At 39.6% G+C, this 16,951-nt stretch carries 14 protein-coding genes; 8 read left to right on the top strand and 6 right to left on the bottom strand.

All coding sequences use genetic code 11. The features are described 5' to 3' along the window. Positions 1 to 148 precede the first annotated feature (148 nt). A complete protein-coding gene (locus Q0376_RS01600; RefSeq protein WP_298703358.1) occupies positions 149 to 1,267 on the top strand; it encodes a PTS transporter subunit EIIC in 1,119 nt (372 codons plus the stop codon). Between the two features lie 280 nt (positions 1,268 to 1,547). On the opposite strand, the gene pdxS is transcribed toward Q0376_RS01600, so the two are convergent. Next, on the bottom strand, positions 1,548 to 2,393 hold the full coding sequence (gene pdxS / locus Q0376_RS01595; protein ID WP_298703356.1) for a pyridoxal 5'-phosphate synthase lyase subunit PdxS: 846 nt from the start codon (positions 2,391 to 2,393) through the stop codon (positions 1,548 to 1,550). 273 nt (positions 2,394 to 2,666) lie between these two features. Between pdxS and Q0376_RS01590 the strand changes: the two genes are divergently transcribed. Continuing rightward, positions 2,667 to 4,232 carry a PLP-dependent aminotransferase family protein gene (locus Q0376_RS01590; RefSeq protein WP_298703354.1) on the top strand — a complete coding sequence of 522 codons (1,566 nt, stop codon included), beginning with the start codon at positions 2,667 to 2,669 and terminating at the stop codon, positions 4,230 to 4,232. A 285-nt stretch (positions 4,233 to 4,517) separates the two neighbouring features. Here Q0376_RS01590 and Q0376_RS01585 read toward each other — a convergent pair whose 3' ends face one another. Next, complete coding sequence (locus tag Q0376_RS01585) at positions 4,518 to 5,885, bottom strand: NCS2 family permease (RefSeq protein WP_298703352.1); 1,368 nt, start codon at positions 5,883 to 5,885, stop codon at positions 4,518 to 4,520. Positions 5,886 to 6,194: 309 nt separating this feature from the next. On the opposite strand from Q0376_RS01585, the gene Q0376_RS01580 reads away from it, so the two are divergent. The 6 genes from Q0376_RS01580 to Q0376_RS01555 all read left to right on the top strand — a co-directional run bounded on the left by Q0376_RS01580 (position 6,195) and on the right by Q0376_RS01555 (position 12,590). Further along, complete coding sequence (locus Q0376_RS01580; protein WP_298703350.1) at positions 6,195 to 6,611, top strand: Rrf2 family transcriptional regulator; 417 nt, start codon at positions 6,195 to 6,197, stop codon at positions 6,609 to 6,611. A gap of 174 nt (positions 6,612 to 6,785) precedes the next feature. Then, complete coding sequence (locus Q0376_RS01575) at positions 6,786 to 7,244, top strand: MarR family winged helix-turn-helix transcriptional regulator (RefSeq protein ID WP_298703348.1); 459 nt, start codon at positions 6,786 to 6,788, stop codon at positions 7,242 to 7,244. Positions 7,245 to 7,312: 68 nt separating this feature from the next. Further along, positions 7,313 to 8,503 (top strand): MFS transporter, encoded by a 1,191-nt coding sequence (locus Q0376_RS01570; protein WP_298703558.1) that lies wholly within the window; start codon positions 7,313 to 7,315, stop codon positions 8,501 to 8,503. A 204-nt stretch (positions 8,504 to 8,707) separates the two neighbouring features. Further along, the gene (gene msrB / locus Q0376_RS01565; RefSeq protein ID WP_298703346.1) at positions 8,708 to 9,679 is read left to right on the top strand and encodes a peptide-methionine (R)-S-oxide reductase MsrB; all 972 of its coding nucleotides are present in this window, start codon (positions 8,708 to 8,710) and stop codon (positions 9,677 to 9,679) included. A gap of 324 nt (positions 9,680 to 10,003) precedes the next feature. Then, complete coding sequence (locus tag Q0376_RS01560; RefSeq protein ID WP_298703344.1) at positions 10,004 to 11,491, top strand: aldehyde dehydrogenase family protein; 1,488 nt, start codon at positions 10,004 to 10,006, stop codon at positions 11,489 to 11,491. A 229-nt stretch (positions 11,492 to 11,720) separates the two neighbouring features. After that, positions 11,721 to 12,590, top strand: coding sequence for a hypothetical protein (locus Q0376_RS01555; RefSeq protein ID WP_298703342.1), 870 nt, complete (start codon positions 11,721 to 11,723; stop codon positions 12,588 to 12,590). A 374-nt stretch (positions 12,591 to 12,964) separates the two neighbouring features. Here Q0376_RS01555 and Q0376_RS01550 read toward each other — a convergent pair whose 3' ends face one another. The 4 genes from Q0376_RS01550 to Q0376_RS01535 form a co-directional block, all read right to left on the bottom strand. Continuing rightward, positions 12,965 to 13,624, bottom strand: a complete 660-nt coding sequence (locus Q0376_RS01550; RefSeq protein ID WP_298703340.1) for a radical SAM protein — start codon at positions 13,622 to 13,624, stop codon at positions 12,965 to 12,967. Then, a complete protein-coding gene (gene queD / locus Q0376_RS01545) occupies positions 13,611 to 13,949 on the bottom strand; it encodes a 6-carboxytetrahydropterin synthase QueD (RefSeq protein ID WP_298703338.1) in 339 nt (112 codons plus the stop codon). Before queD ends, Q0376_RS01550 begins: the two co-directional genes overlap by 14 nt. A gap of 237 nt (positions 13,950 to 14,186) precedes the next feature. Beyond that, on the bottom strand, positions 14,187 to 15,416 hold the full coding sequence (locus tag Q0376_RS01540; protein ID WP_298703336.1) for an LL-diaminopimelate aminotransferase: 1,230 nt from the start codon (positions 15,414 to 15,416) through the stop codon (positions 14,187 to 14,189). Between the two features lie 710 nt (positions 15,417 to 16,126). Beyond that, on the bottom strand, positions 16,127 to 16,933 hold the full coding sequence (locus Q0376_RS01535) for a hypothetical protein (RefSeq protein WP_298703334.1): 807 nt from the start codon (positions 16,931 to 16,933) through the stop codon (positions 16,127 to 16,129). Between the last annotated feature and the right edge of the window lie 18 nt (positions 16,934 to 16,951).

Here is a 16,951-nt window from a genome sequence, read left to right as displayed (position 1 = left end):
TATTGGGCGATGAATTAGGCTTTATTTCCCCTTCTATGCTAAAATAAACATACATTTACAATATGTACTATCCATCACATAATTAAAGAAGTGAATTATTTATAATATTAGTTGTTAGTTTTCGCATAGGAGTCATATAGGAGTCATTATGTCACATACAGCCTTATCTTGGATAAAGCGCCAAAGCGCTAATCTTATGGAGTTTTTATCGTCTTTATTTTTACCGATTATTGCACTACTTGTATCAACGGGGATTTTAAAGGGGATTTTTATTTTATTAACAGTCAATCATTGGGTGACTATAGATTCTAGCACGTATACGATTTTAAATGCTATGAGTGATGGGTTCTTTTATTTTATACCTGTGTTCTTGGCGTATACGGCAGCGAAGCGGTTTAATGTAGATCCTTTTACATCTATGTTATTAGCTTGTGTTATTTTGTATCCAGATGTAACGAATATGCTAAAAGGGGAAGGAACTGTTGATTTCTTTGGTATTCCTCTTTTATCTGTTTTGTATCCATCATCGGTAATTCCTATTTTGCTAGCTGTATATGGTATGAAATATGTAGAATTAGTTTGTCATAAAATATTTCCTGAGTCTTTAAAAGGCTTGTTTACACCACCTGTTTGTATCATCATTATGGCGCCTATTACATTGTTAATTTTAGGTCCTTTAGGTAAGGCTATCGGTGGCTATTTAGGAGCTGGCTATGAAGTAATTTATAATGTGAGCCCTTTAATTGCGGGGATTGCAGTTGGTGTATTACAACCATTTATTGGAATCTTGGGGCTTCAATGGGGCTTTTTCCCTATTGCTATTAACAATGTAGCAGTTTATGGTTTTGACACATTAATGCCTTTATTTGGCAGCGCTATGTTTGCCCAAGCTGGTGCCGCTTTGGCCGTAGCTGTGCGAAGTAAGGATAAGTTGTTTAAGTCCGAAGCCTTATCGGCATCCATCACAGCCTTGCTAGGAGTTACTGAACCAGCTGTGTTTGGCGTTACCTTGCGGCTCAAAAAGCCCTTAGTTTGTGCCTGTGTTGCCGGTGGCATAGGCGGTGCCATTGCGGGGTTCTTTAAAGTAAGTGCAGCGGCGTTTGCCATTCCAGCGGTTACAACATTGCCTGTATTTATGGGACCTTCCTTCATGTGGTATGTGACGGCTCTAGGTGTATCCTTTGTAATCAGTTTTATATTAACCGTGGTAGTAGGTTTTGAAGATGTAGTGTCAAATGAGCCGGTAGGCGAAAGCGTGGATAAATAAATGCCTAACAAAACAGCCCCCTCTAATCCCGAGGGGGCTGTTTTTTATGGAGGTCTTACATGGGCTACTATAGTATGTAGTGCGCCCAATCTTTGGCGGGCTTTGGCACTGTTGTTAAGATTATAGGGAATAGTCCTATGTAAGTGTATAGGTATTATTTTACATACTATTTGTCGTATTGTTTAACGTACGATTTATAGCATTGTTTCATGAACGGATTTATAGCATTGTTTCGTGAACGATTTATAGCCCTTATTTAAGGCTTTATTTATCGTATTACTTAAATACCGCGGTTAGCCATGATGATTTCAATTTCATCTTCATTAATGCCTACCATGGCTTCGCCCAGGTCTTCGGAGACTTTGGCAATAATTTCTGGATTTGTATAATTTTTGACAGCTTCTACAACAGCTTTGGCACGTTTTTGTGGATTGCCAGATTTGAAAATGCCACTACCTACGAATACGCCATCAGCTCCTAAGCGTCTCATCAAGGCGGCATCGGCAGGAGTTGCTACGCCACCGGCAGAGAAATTAGGCACAGGTAATTTACCATGGTCATGTACATATTTTACTAAATCATATGGCACTTGAAGGTCTTTAGCCATTACATAGAGCTCATCTTCACGAAGAGCTGTTACGATATTCATTTCCTTAATGATTTGGCGCATGTGAGATACTGCTTGTACTACGTCACCAGTGCCAGCTTCGCCTTTGGTGCGAATCATTTTAGCACCTTCATTGATGCGGCGAAGGGCTTCACCTAAATTACGAGCACCGCACACAAAAGGAGTTTTGAAGTCCCGTTTGTTTACGTGGTAAACGGAGTCAGCAGGGGATAATACTTCTGATTCGTCTATGAAATCAACACCAATGGCCTCTAAAATTTCTGCCTCTACAAAGTGCCCAATACGTACTTTGGCCATAACAGGGATTTTAACAGCCTTCATAATTTCACGAATCATCTTAGGATCGCTCATGCGCGATACACCACCAGCCGCGCGAATATCTGCTGGTACTCGTTCTAATGCCATAACGGCAACAGCGCCGGCCTCTTCGGCGATTTTAGCTTGTTCCACATTTGTAACGTCCATAATAACGCCACCATTAAATTGTAATGCATCCATTGTAATAGCCTCCTCTATTAATTTGAATTTGTTGACTTGCTAATAGTATAGCCTGTATACTGTCATTATAGAAAGAGTCAGAAAATATAAAATTTATGAGGTCAGATGAGAGGATGTAAAAGAGGTTGGCGTCATCTCTGAGATCAGACTGCTACCACATCTGTAGTTAGAGCATTACTGTATCTATAGGTCGCTAGTTTTGAGGGAGAGAAAAAGAAGACGTATTATATGAGGTCAGATGGTATAGGATGAGGATTCAATTAGGGTGAAGTTATGGATTTAATTGCATTGCAAAATGAGTCAGAACAGCCATTATATATACAATTATATGAAGGGATTAAAGAGCGGATTGTTAATGGGCATATGACGGCACAAAGTAAGTTGCCGTCTAAACGGTATTTGATGAAGGCCTATAATCTAAGTCAAAATACAGTAGAAAATGCTTTGTTTTTACTGCAAGAGGAGGGCTATATTGTATCAGAAGCAAGACGTGGCTATTATGTGGCCAATCGGGAACTATTGTATAAGGAATCAAATACACATAAAGCGAGTGATGTTAAAGTCAAAGCTAAAGACGAGTTTTTATATGATTTTACCTACTCAGGCGTAGATATATCGAGGCTTCCCTCGAAGATGTTACAAAAGTTAGCCAAAGAGGTGTATGAGGAGACTACCTTGGACTTTGCTTTCTCAGGGCCGGTGCAAGGATATGAACCATTGAGGCAAAGTATTTGCCAATATTTAGGGCAATCACGAGGGGTAATGGCTCGACCAGAACAGATTGTTATTAGTGCTGGCACAGAGTATTTATTTCATATTGTTTTTAAATTATTGCCTCATGAGTTATATGGGATAGAAAATCCTGGTTATAAAATGTTGCAACAACTGTTTACGACGAATGAAGTGGCATATTGCCCCATATCATTAGATGAGCAGGGGCTGATTGTTCGTGACTTAGAAGCACAACAGGTTAATGTGGCCTGTGTAACCCCGTCCCACCAGTTTCCAACGGGGCGGATTATGCCCATTGCGAGGCGTCAAGCTTTGCTTAACTGGGTGAATGGTGCCGATAATCGCTATATTATAGAAGACGACTATGATAGCGAATTTAAATACCAAGGTCGTCCAATTCCCGCTTTAAAGGCTAGGGATAAAGCTCTTGGTGAGGGTCGCATTATTTATATGGGGAGTTTTTCTAAATCCATCAGCCCTGCCTTACGTGTGAGTTACATGGTTCTTCCTGATCGATTGCTTGCCATATATAAGAAAAAGATGCCCTATTTTGGCTGCCCTGTAGGGACAGTGAGTCAAAAGGTGTTACATAAATTTATTGAAAAGGGCTATTTTGTAAAGCATCTCAATCGCATGCGCACGGCTTATAAAAAGAAACGTGAAGTGCTGGTCAAGGCACTTTACGAAGAATCGGCTCGATTATTAGGACAGTCTGTTGTTATTGAAGGCGCTGAAGCGGGGTTACATTTGGTTATTACATTGCCTAAACAGATAGATGAAGCAAAGTTTATGAAAGCCTGTAAGGAGGGGGGAATTAAAATCTATTCTTTGAAAAATTACTTTTTACCGCACTCTTCAAGTAATGAGGCCGGTAAAATGGCAATCGTGAAGGCTTTAGACGCAAAGGCAACAGACTTGGAGCTTGCCGCTCTCGTTGAACGGACTATGGACGTGGAGGGTAGTAGTTTAGGTAATAGTGATGGCAATATAAACGCTTTTGCTATGGGACCAACCTTTGTGTTAGGGTATGCGAGTTTAAGTCGAAAAGAAATACAAGCTGGGGTAGGCTTGTTGATGAAATATGCTAAACATGCTATGAGAAAATAAAGAGAATAAGAAATAAGAGAAAAAATAAGCGAATAAAAAATAAGATAAGAGAAAAAAAGAGGCTCGACTATTGTCGAACCTCTTTTATTGTTTAGTCAGTCATACAGTATGTGCTTAATCATATATAGCATGATTTAATCATATATATAGCCATGTGTAATCAGATATACAAGATGGTTTAAATAATCGCATACCTAGGCTTACTCAGGCAAAGGGCCTGTATTTAATAAGCAAGTAGTATATTTTTTATCAAACACATAGCATGTACTTAATAGGACAGAAAAATTAGTACCAAATGTAACGAATCAATACGATAATCGCTAATGGGTACATAATCCAATGTACTTCTTTAGTGCGACCAGCAATGATTTTTAATAATGGGTACATAATAAGACCAGCTGCTACACCATTTGCAATGCTGTAAGTGAATGGCATAAGAGCGATAACTACGAAGCTAGGGAACGCTTCAGTCCAGTCGGAGAAGTTGATGTCTCGGATTGGTTCCATCATTAAAGCACCAACGAGGATAAGAATAGGTGCTGTAGCACAATTTGGTACGAGCGTAATAAGTGGTGCAAAGAATAATGATAAGAGGAACATCACACCACAAGTAACAGCAGTCAAACCAGTACGACCACCAGCACCAACGCCAGCAGCGCTTTCAACGAAGGCTGTAATAGTACTAGCACCAAGTACGGCACCAAAGCTTACGCCTAGAGCGTCAACAGTCATGGCTTTGCCAAGACCCGGGAATTTACCTTCCTTAGGATTAGCGATGCCTGCTTTAGTGGCGGTACCAATTAAAGTTCCCATGGAGTCAAACAATTCCACAAATGTGAAGGAGAAAATAATGGTGACTAAGCCTAGATGCATGGCGCTGCCAATATCAAGTTGGAAAAAGGCCGCTTTGCTAAAATCAGGAATGGACATGAGCGTAAAGTTTTCAGGAAGTTGCGCATTGCCTGTAATGTACGCTAAGATTGTGGTTACTACAGCACCGATAATAAAGGAACCTTGTACATTGCTGGCCATGAGCACGGCTGTAAATAAGAGACCGAATAGAGCAAGACCTACTTGAGGGTCCATGAGATTACCAAGTGTTAAGATCGTTTCAGACGCACCTGGCGTGCCATGACCTTGAGCGGCTACTACTTTAGCCAAGGTATCCGGTTGTAGCGAAAGAGCTACGGTCATAAGACCGGATAATTTTAAACCAATAATAGTGATGAAAAGGCCAATACCTACGGTAATAGCAATTTTCATAGATGCGGGAATGCCTTCCACAATATGTTGTCGCACTGTGGTGAGGGTTAAAATAAGGAATACAATACCAGAAATGAAGACCGCACCTAAGGCGACTTGCCAAGGAATCCCCATGCCGAGTACTACGGTAAAGGCGTAAAAGGCTAAGAGGCCTACACCAGGGGCTAAACAAATAGGATAGTTTACATACAAGCCCATTACAATAGTTACAATGCCGCCGCCTAGGGCAGTGGCGATGAGTACGGCGTCTTTATCCATGCCTGCAATACCTAGCAGATTAGGAGCTAGGAAGAGAATGTAGGCCATAGTGATAAAGGTGGTGAGACCGGCGATGATCTCGTTTTTAACTGTTGTATTTCGCTCTTTTAGGGCAAACAGTTTTTCTAACATAAGAACCTCCCAAATTCAATACATTTCCAAACATTTTGGATTTGAACTACTTTCAGTAAGGCGGCTTTTGCACTGCATTAAGGCGCTTTACTTATAAAAAAAGATACTATAAGTTCAAACTTATTGTATCATGTAGATTTATAAAAGTGGAGAGCTAAGAGCTTGGGAATGAATGAATTTTATGCAATTTATAATTGAAAATTAAGAAAGAGCCTTGTGTTATAAGTGTAATTCCCCTCTATGATGTGCTTGCTACCTATGTTATAATAAATTTAAGGTAATTCCTACTGTGAAAGAGGTATATGAAAAATGAAGATTTCGACTAAGGGCCGTTATGCTTTGCGCGTATTAGTTGACTTAGCAGAAAACGGTAAAGATAAAAATGTATCCATACGGGAGATTGCGGAGCGGCAACGCATTTCAGATAAGTATTTAGAAGGTATTGTAGCTCGCTTGAGTGCCGCTGGATATGTTAAAAGTGTACGCGGTAAATACGGCGGCTATCGTTTGACGAAGGAGCCTAAGGACTATACCGTATACGATATTTTGCGTGCGGCGGAAGATTCCATTGCGCTAGTGGCCTGTCTTGAAGATGAAGTAAATCAGTGTCCACGCAGTAAAACCTGCATGACTTTACCTTTGTGGGAGCATATGCAAGCACAATTTAAAGATTATATGACAGGTGTTACCTTGCAGGACGTGCTAGATAAAAAATTTGACATGTAAGATTTGGTCTGGAGACGCATTATTGAGCACTTTTGCTTATGATGCGTTTTTATTTACAGAAATATATTGTAAACAAATTAATAGCATGTATTGGTTTTTTGTGTATTTTATAGTAAAATTAGTTCTTAGCTATATTTATATTAATATTGTTTTATTACAGAGAGGAGACGCCCAGTGAACGATACAACAAATAGAGACGATTTAGCGTTGCGAAATCAATTATGTTTTCCTCTATATGCATGTGCAAAAGAAATTGTACGGGCTTATCAGACTTTATTAGATCCTGTGAATTTAACCTATACACAATACATTGTAATGATGGTTATGTGGGAACACAAAGAAATGAATGTGAAGTCCTTAGGAGAGTATTTATATCTTGATTCAGGGACGTTAACACCGCTTCTACGGAAGATGGAAACAAAGGGATTTTTGACGCGTACGCGCTCTAAAGAGGATGAACGAACAGTGATTATCTCTTTGACTAAAGAGGGCGAAGCATTGAGAGAGAAAGTGGCACATGTGCCAACAGAGATGGCTAATATTATTGAAATTACCGAAGAAGAGTATCAAGTAATGTATAAATTATTATATAAAATGTTAGCGCGTTTAACCGGACGGGCTCAAAAAGTTTAGGGGACAGGTAATTCTCTTCGATTATAGAAAGAAGGAATAGGGTGACAGAAATTAAGACGATGGGTGGTATGAGGAATGTTTGGATATTAACAGCCTGTATGACATCGCTAGCCATTTGTTATACCATGTTAGTGCCTTTCTTGCCTCTGTACTTACTCGAATTAGGTGTAGCTGAAGACAATGTGGCGATGTGGTCGGGTGTAGTATTTTCGATTACATTTTTAGTTGCTGGTATTATGGCCCCTATTTGGGGGCGTATGGCCGATACGAAGGGCAAGAAAATTATGGCCATTCGAGCGGGCATTTTTATAGGTATTGCCTATGCTTTAACAGGCTTTGTACAAACGCCTTGGGAGCTATTCGCTACGCGGGCTCTCATGGGCTTTGCCAATGGATTTATGCCGGCGGCTATGACCATGGTATCCCTTAGCGTGCCGAAGGAAAAAACGGGTACAGCCTTGGGGATTTTCCAAACGGGGCTTATTATCGGCAATGTGATTGGACCGTCTTTGGGCGGTATGATTGAAGCTGTTGTAGGCATGCGTCCTGTATTTGTTATTGCAGGGGTGGTTCTTTTTATTGCCAGTGCCGTGGTGTATTTCTTTGTAAAAGAACCAGAGATTCACGAAGCGCCTTCGGTGGAGACATCGTCCTTTAAAGAGGATTGGGGCTTTGTAAAATCACGCCCCGTGTTAGTAGATTTACTTTGGTTGTATTTTATAATGCAAGCTGCTATTTTAATGTTGCAGCCGATTTTGGCTCTTTATGTAGGCCATATGCAAGGCACTATGGAAGGGGCGGCGTTGCTGTCCGGCATGATCCTTAGTATTGGCGGTATTGCCGGGGCGATTACCACTAATATATGGTCCTTTTTTGGTCAAAAGAAAGGCTACTTCAGAGCTGTGTTCTTCGCCCTCTGTGGGACGGGTCTATTCTTATTATTACAAAGCTTTCCATTAGGGATTATCTGGTTTGGTAGTTTGCAAGTATTAGTAGGTTGTTTCATCGTAGGTGTAAACCCTCTATTGAGTGCGGCTGTAGCGCATTATACGGAGCCTTCCTTTAGAGGTCGCGTATTTGGTATGACTACAACAGCTAACCAGTTTGGCTGTATGGTAGGGCCTTTATTTGCTAGTGGTGTAACCACGGCCTTTGGCATTCGCTATGTATTCTTAACTACAGGAATATTGCTAATGGTTGTAGCTTGGCTCGTCTATAAACGCCGCGTGCGTAATGCGAGTTTAGTTGATGCGGCGTAAAGGGCAGCTAAGGAATATGGCAGTAATCTGTGTTTAAGGAGCATGGCAGTAATCTATGTTTAAGGAGCATGGCAGTAATCTATGTTTTAGGAACGTGGTATTAATCTATGTTTTAGGAACATAGTAATAACATGTTAAAGAATAAAAGAAATTAAAGAATAAAAGAGAGATTATAAAGAGTATGAGAACATAAGGAGGTTTCAAATGAATATTTTATCCGTTGTGCCAAATGAAAAAACAATTTATGTAGCAGGGGGCTGCTTTTGGGGTGTGGAAGCGTATTTCAAACAAATTGCAGGCATTCTTAGTACTGAAGTAGGGTATGCAAATGGTAAAACTGAATATCCTACCTATGAAGCGGTATGTCATGAAAATACAGGTCATGCCGAAACGGTAAAGCTTGTATATGATAGCCATCGCATTGCCTTAGAAGAAATTATTCTTCATTTACTTCGCATTATTGACCCTACTTCGTTAAATAAACAAGGTGGCGATGTGGGCACACAATATCGCACTGGCGTGTACTATGAAGAGGAAGCAGACAAGGCTAAAGTAGAGCGTCTTTTCAAGGCCGTTGACCCTAATCATACATTTGTAGTAGAGGTCTTGCCATTAGAACAATTTTTTGATGCGGAAACGTATCATCAAGATTATTTAGATAAGAATCCTACAGGCTATTGCCATGTACAGCTTCATAAGGCAAAAGAACCTTTATTAGGCTTGCCTGAATATGTGAAGGAAGATGCTGAGGCACTTAGACAGCGCATTGGCGATGAAGCCTTTGAAATCACACAGCATGAAGACACAGAACGTCCATTCACTGGCGAATATGATGATCATTTTGAACGCGGCATCTATGTGGATGTAGTATCTGGAGAGCCTTTGTTCTTATCCACTCACAAATATAACTCTGGCTGTGGTTGGCCTGCTTTTTCCCGCCCTATTGTGGCGAATGCAGTGACTTATGAAAGAGATAATTCGTTGAGCCGTGAACGTATTGAAGTGCGCAGTGCTCATGGGGACTCCCATTTAGGTCATGTATTCCCTGATGGTCGTCCGGACATGGGGGGCCTTCGTTATTGCATCAACAGTAAATCCCTTCGCTTTGTTAAAGCTGAGGACATGGAAACTGAGGGTTATGGTCATTTAATTCCATTACTTGATGAAGAAGCGTAATTCTGTTTTTGGTATGTATACCAAATAGGCATAGAGTCTTATAATAAAAAATACATATGTAATTTTAAAAAAGACAGAGAGAAAACCTCCCTAGTAAAGGCTTTTGTGGCTTTATTAGGGAGGCTTTTTTTGAAATAGTGTATACTAATTTGGCATGAATACAAAATACTTGCAGCATTATTATTGATAAATCAAATCAAAGAGCGTATACTTTAACACATAGGATATAGAAAAAAATCGAACTAGTTTTAGACATTACAGATTTTACTGGCTTGAGATCCTACATATGCTATTAACCGAAGTATTTTACTAGGAGGTAACACTATGGCATTACAATTGAAGGAAAAGTATGGTTTGTTGATTAACAATGAATGGCGTCCAGCAAGTGATGGACAGGAATATAAGGCTTACAATCCAGCAACTGGTGAAGTGCTGGCTATTTGTGCAGAAGCCACTAAGGACGATGTGGACGCAGCGGTTGCAGCAGCAACGGAAGCATTTAAAACTTGGAAGAAAACATCGATTCAAGAACGTTCTAGCTATTTGTTAAAAATCGCTGATGCATTAGAAGCAAAATTAGAACATTTTGCTCAAGTGGAAACCTATGATAATGGTAAACCAATCCGTGAAACACGGGGCATTGATATTCCATTTGCAATTGACCATTTCCGTTACTTCGCTGGTGTTATCCGCGCCGAAGAAGGTTCAGCGCAACAATTAGATGGCAATACATTGTCCTTGATTTTACATGAACCAATTGGCGTTGTAGGACAGGTTATTCCTTGGAACTTCCCATTCCTTATGGCAGCTTGGAAATTAGCTCCAGCATTAGCAGCGGGCTGTACTGTTGTTATTAAACCATCGAGCCATACATCATTAAGCTTACTTGAGTTTGGTGAAATCTTAAAAGATATTTTACCAGCCGGTGTAGTTAATATTATTACTGGTAAAGGCTCTAAATCAGGTCAATTTATTCTTGACCATCCAGGCTTTGCTAAACTTGCCTTCACTGGTTCTACTGATGTAGGTCTTAATGTGTATAAAGCCGCAGCTAATCATTTGATTCCAGCTACTTTGGAACTTGGTGGTAAATCCGCTAATATCTTCTTTGAAGATGCTAAGTGGGATATGGCCATGGAAGGTGCTATGTTAGGTATCTTATTTAACCAAGGTCAAGTATGCTGTGCGGGGTCTCGTATTTTCGTACAAGATACTATTTATGACAAATTCGTAGCTGATCTTGCTAAGCATTTTGAAAAAGTAAAAGTAGGTCTTCCTTGGGAAGAAGATACACAATTAGGGGCTCAGATTTATGAAGGGCAAACTAAGAAAGTATTGGATTATGTAGACATTGCCGAAAAAGAAGGGGCTCGTATCCTTGCTGGTGGTAAACGTATTACAGAAGGCGAACTTGGTAAAGGCTGCTTCGTACGACCTACATTAATCGTTGATGCAACAAATGATATGCGGGTAGCTCAAGAAGAAATTTTTGGTCCAGTAGCTGTTGTTATTAAATTCCACAGTGAAGAAGAAGTTATTAAAATGGCTAATGATAGTGAATTTGGTCTTGGCGGCGGTGTTTGGACACGCGATATTAACCGTGCCATCCGCGTAGCTGAAGGCGTTGAAACTGGTCGTATGTGGGTTAACTGCTATAACCAGATTCCTGCAGGGGCTCCATTTGGTGGGGTAAAACAATCTGGTATTGGCCGTGAAACGCATAAAGTAATTCTTGAACATTATAGCCAGAAGAAAAATATCATCATTAACCTTAGTGAAAACACGACTGGTTTATATGATGTAAAAGACTAAGCATAAGGCTAAATATAAGAGTAAATATATTAATATTTCAATGTATCAATTCATATATGTAGTATAATAGAGGCAACAAGAGGCTGTTTTGCATCCTAAGGGCACTCGCGTAGTGGCGTAGGTGATGTGAGATTCTTAGTTGCCTCTTTTTATTGATTGGTATTACAGTGTATTATATGATAGTTTGATCGTATAGACGTATGGAGGTGTAGAAGCTATGATAGGTAACATGGCAAAACAAAGAGTACGAATAGCATTAGGCATGACGCTATGTGCGGCTGCTTTTAGTGCATCTGCTATGGCTGCTAGTGAGGCTGAACCTGTAGCCCTATTAGTGCGTGGTGAGCCTATGGTATTGAATGTGAGCGGGGCCCATGATTCTCTAGGGGTGAAAAACGATACAGTAAGCTCAATGGAACAAGGCTTAGCAACGAGTAAGAAGGATTCCCTTACGCGGGTTATAAAGGCTTATGAAGAGCCCGTTACGCATGGACAAGTGAGTTTGACCCATCCAAGATCGACTCAATATAAAGACATAACATTGCGAATTTTATTCCCTATGAATGACCCTAAGGATTATGGCAAAATGCCTCAGTATGACGGGTTTCCAAAGGAAATCCCTCAATTTGCCAAAGATGTTCAGATGTACTATGTACCGCAATTTTTAAAAACAGGGGCTGTTGGGGAAGTTAGCTTTAGTGGTACGGCTACTGAACTAGCGCCATACATTAAAGAGGCGAAGGCCTTGGCCATTGATACGATGACATTAGGGGACAGTGGTCATGTATATATTCAACTAGAACCAGTGTACAATATGGCATCGGCTTTAAGTGCTAAAGACTTAGTGTTAGGGTATGAAATTCGTCGTACGTCAGAACTTAAAAATTTAGGCACTGTGCCAGAATTTGTGCCTGAACTGGCCGAGCGAATGGATATAAAGGTAGATAATCAGGTCAATAGTGTAGCACTTTCAGAAAAAGAGAATAAACGCTTACAGAAGAAATTATTGGGCTATTACTCTTATGGATTTAACTCCATTCCTGTGCCAGATGATTATACCCTATATGTGTTTAATGTAGGCGGTGTTCCTGACCACTAAGTTATGACTGGCGCTTTAGTAAATCCTGAAGAAACTAAAATTATTTACTTCTATAACCAGCATTGATTTGCTTCTATAACCAGCATTGATTTAGGTCTAGCCCCTATTACAATGAGTATTGTTTACCTTCTTAGTACGATATGTAGGTTTACGTTTGAAGGGTATAAAAGAAGCAGAGATAAGGCATCTGCATAAGGTAATAAAAAAGCGCAACTACTTTATTAACACTCACATACATCTTTATGATGTATTCCTATACAAAGTATATAAAGATTCATCATAGAGATGGTTTTGTATAGGTCGTGAGGTGTAATAAAAGCAGTTGCGCTTTTGTTATGCCTGAAAGGATTACACACCTGTTGTGCCTGAAAAGATTACACACCTTTGGTGTCGGGGTCCCAAATAAACTTATGAATTTGTAATTGTAAACGAATTGTTTGTAGATTGTATTTAAGTAGGTAATCCACGATGTATTTGGGATCGATTTTACCGAATACAGGGGATACAAAGATATGACCTTTTGGCTGTTTTTCTAGGACTAATTGTTTCATTTTATCTAAATCCTTAGGTGATGAAACAACAAATTTTAACACATCCTGTGGCTCAATTTGTTCTAACAAGCGTGGATGCATATCCTCTTCGGCTAAGGAGTCAGGACATTTGTAGTCAAAGGTGTAAATCACATTGTCATAGCGGAAGGGCGCTAATATGGAGCCATTGGTTTCGATATTGAACTCATAAGGGCCCCAAGGTGTTGTTTCTTGGCTCATGGTGCGAATTAATTTTTCCACTTCTTTAGCTTGTAGCAAAGGCTCGCCGCCAGTAATTGTGATATAGCGATTGTTAAAGGCCTTGAGTTGCTCTATAATGCGCTCTTGGCTCATCGTCTGAAAGTCTACATCTTCTCCATAGCTATAGGTGGTGTCGCAATATACACAGCGTAAATTGCAATCATAGAGCCGTAAAAAAGAGCAAGGGAATCCTTGACGAATTCCCTCTCCTTCGATGGAGCTAAAAAGCTCAATCACGTTCATAAATAGCCACATTCCCTTCTGATTCTTGCACGACTACTTTAAAGCAAGTTTCACCTAGTTCGTCAGCAATCCATTTTGCCATGTTTTCTGCCGTAGGATTGATGTCGCCCATAATATCATTAATATGACGATGGTCTAAGCGGCCGTGAATGGCTTCTTTGATATGACCGAAGTCAATTACCATGCCATTATGATTTAGCTCCTTAGCGCGAGCGTAAATATGCACAATCCAGTTGTGTCCATGAAGGCGTTGACATTTGCTTTCATAGTCGAGTTTTAATTGATGAGATGCACTAATTTCTAATTTTTTTACTACTGTAAACATGAATACCTCTTTATCTTAATGTTATGAAATAGCTAACTATATAGTAATAGACTTACTGAATAATAAAATCATAACATGTTAGGCGACTTTAGGACAAGAGTAAAGGGGATAATATATTGAAAAAATTATATATAGTGGTCGTATAGTGGTCGTATAGTGGTCATATAGTAATTATAAAGTGGTTGTATTGTGCTTATATTGTATTTATATTGTGATTATATATTAGCTCTCATATAATTAAAACGTTAGTGTTTTAATGCGCTCAATGGCTTTTTCAGTATTTTCCCGACTCCCAAAGGCAGTTAGGCGTAAATAGCCTTCGCCACAAGGGCCAAAACCTGCGCCCGGGGTGCTTACAATATGTACTTTTTCTAGCAATAGATCAAAGAACTCCCAGCTTGTATAGCCCTTTGGTACTTTAAGCCAAATATAAGGGGCATCTACGCCACCAAATACGGTGAGGCCAATGGACTCAAGGCCTTCGCGAATGATGCGGGCATTTTCTTTGTAATACGCAATGGCTTCTTTCGTCTGTTTTTGGCCAGCTGGTGAATATACTGCTTCAGCAGCGCGTTGGATGATATAGGGAACACCATTGAATTTAGTGCATTGGCGGCGATTCCAAAGTGGGTTTAAGGCCACTCGTTCACCGGCGGCATTTTTTATTGTTAATTCCTTAGGAATCACTGTGTAAGCACAGCGCGTGCCTGTAAAGCCTGCTGTTTTAGAAAATGAACGGAACTCCAAAGCGACCTCTTTGGCGCCTTCGATTTCAAAAATAGAATGCACTGTGTCCTCGCTACTGATAAATGCCTCATAAGCAGAATCAAAGAGGAGTACTGCCTCATTGGCTTTGCACCAATCTACCCACTCCTTGAGGCGTGCTTTACTAAGCACTGTACCAGTCGGATTGTTAGGGCAGCAAAGATAGACTAAATCTACAGGTTCTTTAGGAAAATCAGGAGAGAAATTGTTTTCTCCATGAGTAGGCAAGTAGACGATATGCTCAAATATGCCATCTATAGCTTTACCAGAGCGGCCACCCATTACATTGCTATCTAGATAGACTGGATATACAGGGTCTGTAATGGCTACTATATTGTGAGTGCTAAAGAGTTCCTGAATATTGCCACAATCTGATTTGGCGCCATCAGAGATGAAGATTTCATCTAAGCCTATTTGTATGCCACGTGCTTTATAATCATGATTTAGCACTGCTTGGCGGAGAAATTCATAACCTTGTTCAGGACCATAGCCTCGGAATGTATCCTTGTGAGCCATTTCATCTACGGCTTTGTGCAGGGCTTCAATTACAGCAGGCGCTAATGGTAAGGTAACATCGCCAATACCTAGACGAATAATATCTGCTTTGGGATGGTGCGCTTGAAATTCAGCTACTTTGTGGGCTATATTGGCAAATAAATAAGAACTTTGTAAATTTGAATAATTTTCATTAACTAAGGCCATGGGGGACTCTCTCCTTTATATACTTAGAATACAATGCTGATAGTCATTAGTGGGGTAACATATGAAATAAAATGAGACTTAAAATAAAATAAAACTTTAAAATGAAACTTTATGATTTATAGATATTCTATAGAATGTTGCGAAGAAATACAATATGATTTTTAAAACTTTTCATATCAATTATATATAGATTAGTTTTTAATTTTGCATAGTACTATAGAATATATAAAATATATAAAATATATAAATTAAATATTTTAATAAAAGAGAATTGAAACAATATTAGCTTTACTAGGGGAAGTATATAAAGGGCCTTAAAATAATAAAAAAGATTTAAAAAGGAGCCATATGAGGAAGAAATAGTGAAGGAAAATGATGAGAAAAATTAATTTTGAGAAAAAGAAAAACAGGAATCCGGGGATGGATTCCTGTTTTTCTTGTAAGGGGAGTGTTAGTGTTAATCAAATGAAAAAATTGACTACCTATATCAGCTGAACAGGGAGAGCTCAGTGATTGATATAGTTCCCTGTAATCAATAATAAAAGGTATACTGAATGGGGTATCAGTGATACCATTCATTTGATAGTACCAATATAATTCATCAAGATGAATTGAAAATGAATTAGAGGCTTAATTTTAAATTATTTTCTAAAAAAAGAAAATTGCTAAGAATACAGTTAATATATAGCTTTATGAAATGACCTATATAATTAATATACATTAGATTTTATAATATGTCCATTAACTCCATCGATAATTAATTCGTAGGTTAGGCCCCCACTTCGAGCAAATACATGATATAAAGGATGGGTTTTTAATTCCCCAGGCGGGGTGCGACTAAAGTCATTTTCAGGCAGCGAAGGCGCATTATTTGTAGGCCCCTGAGCCGTTCTTGAGGGACTCATATTGTTAGGATCACCAGGTCCCTCGTTTTGACTTGGCTGTGCATTGGCTACTTCAGCACTATTAGGACTGTCAGCGCTAGCAGTGCTGTTGGGGCTAGCCGCAGGGGCTACTGATTTTTGCTTTCCCTCTGATTGAGACGATTTCATATCAGGTGGCATTTTAATAGGCGGTAAGGACGCATCACTATTATTATCTTCAGGAAAATTTGTGTGCGGCCCCTCATTGGAAATATCCGTGCCTCTATGATGCTCATATACATGTTGCTTTAATGCCATTGACGGCATAGGTAGGTCATCAAAGGTAATGAGCCCAATTTCGATAAAACGTAAATTTTCTATAGGAACACCTGTGTTTAAAGCCGCAATTTTCTTGATTGTATCTTCACTGAGTAAGGTCAGTTGATTGGCACGGGCTTGTGCTTTAACCATTTCTGTGCGGGCATTTACTACGCGCCGTCGCTCTTGCGCTTGATAGTAAGTGAACACATTATACACAACAATTCCAATTAACACCATCACTAGTCCAACCCAGATGAAGCGATAGAGACGGTTGCTAGGCGCAACTGTACCGCTTTCAGTAGCGGCATTGGACTTGAAGGGGAAAAAAGTCATGTTGTATCCTTTCTATTT

Origin of the sequence: uncultured Veillonella sp., from assembly GCF_937981445.1 — a bacterium.
Classification (GTDB): domain Bacteria; phylum Bacillota; class Negativicutes; order Veillonellales; family Veillonellaceae; genus Veillonella_A.
Note: the sequence above shows the minus strand (reverse complement) of the source record. Positions and strands in the feature narration are given on the sequence as shown.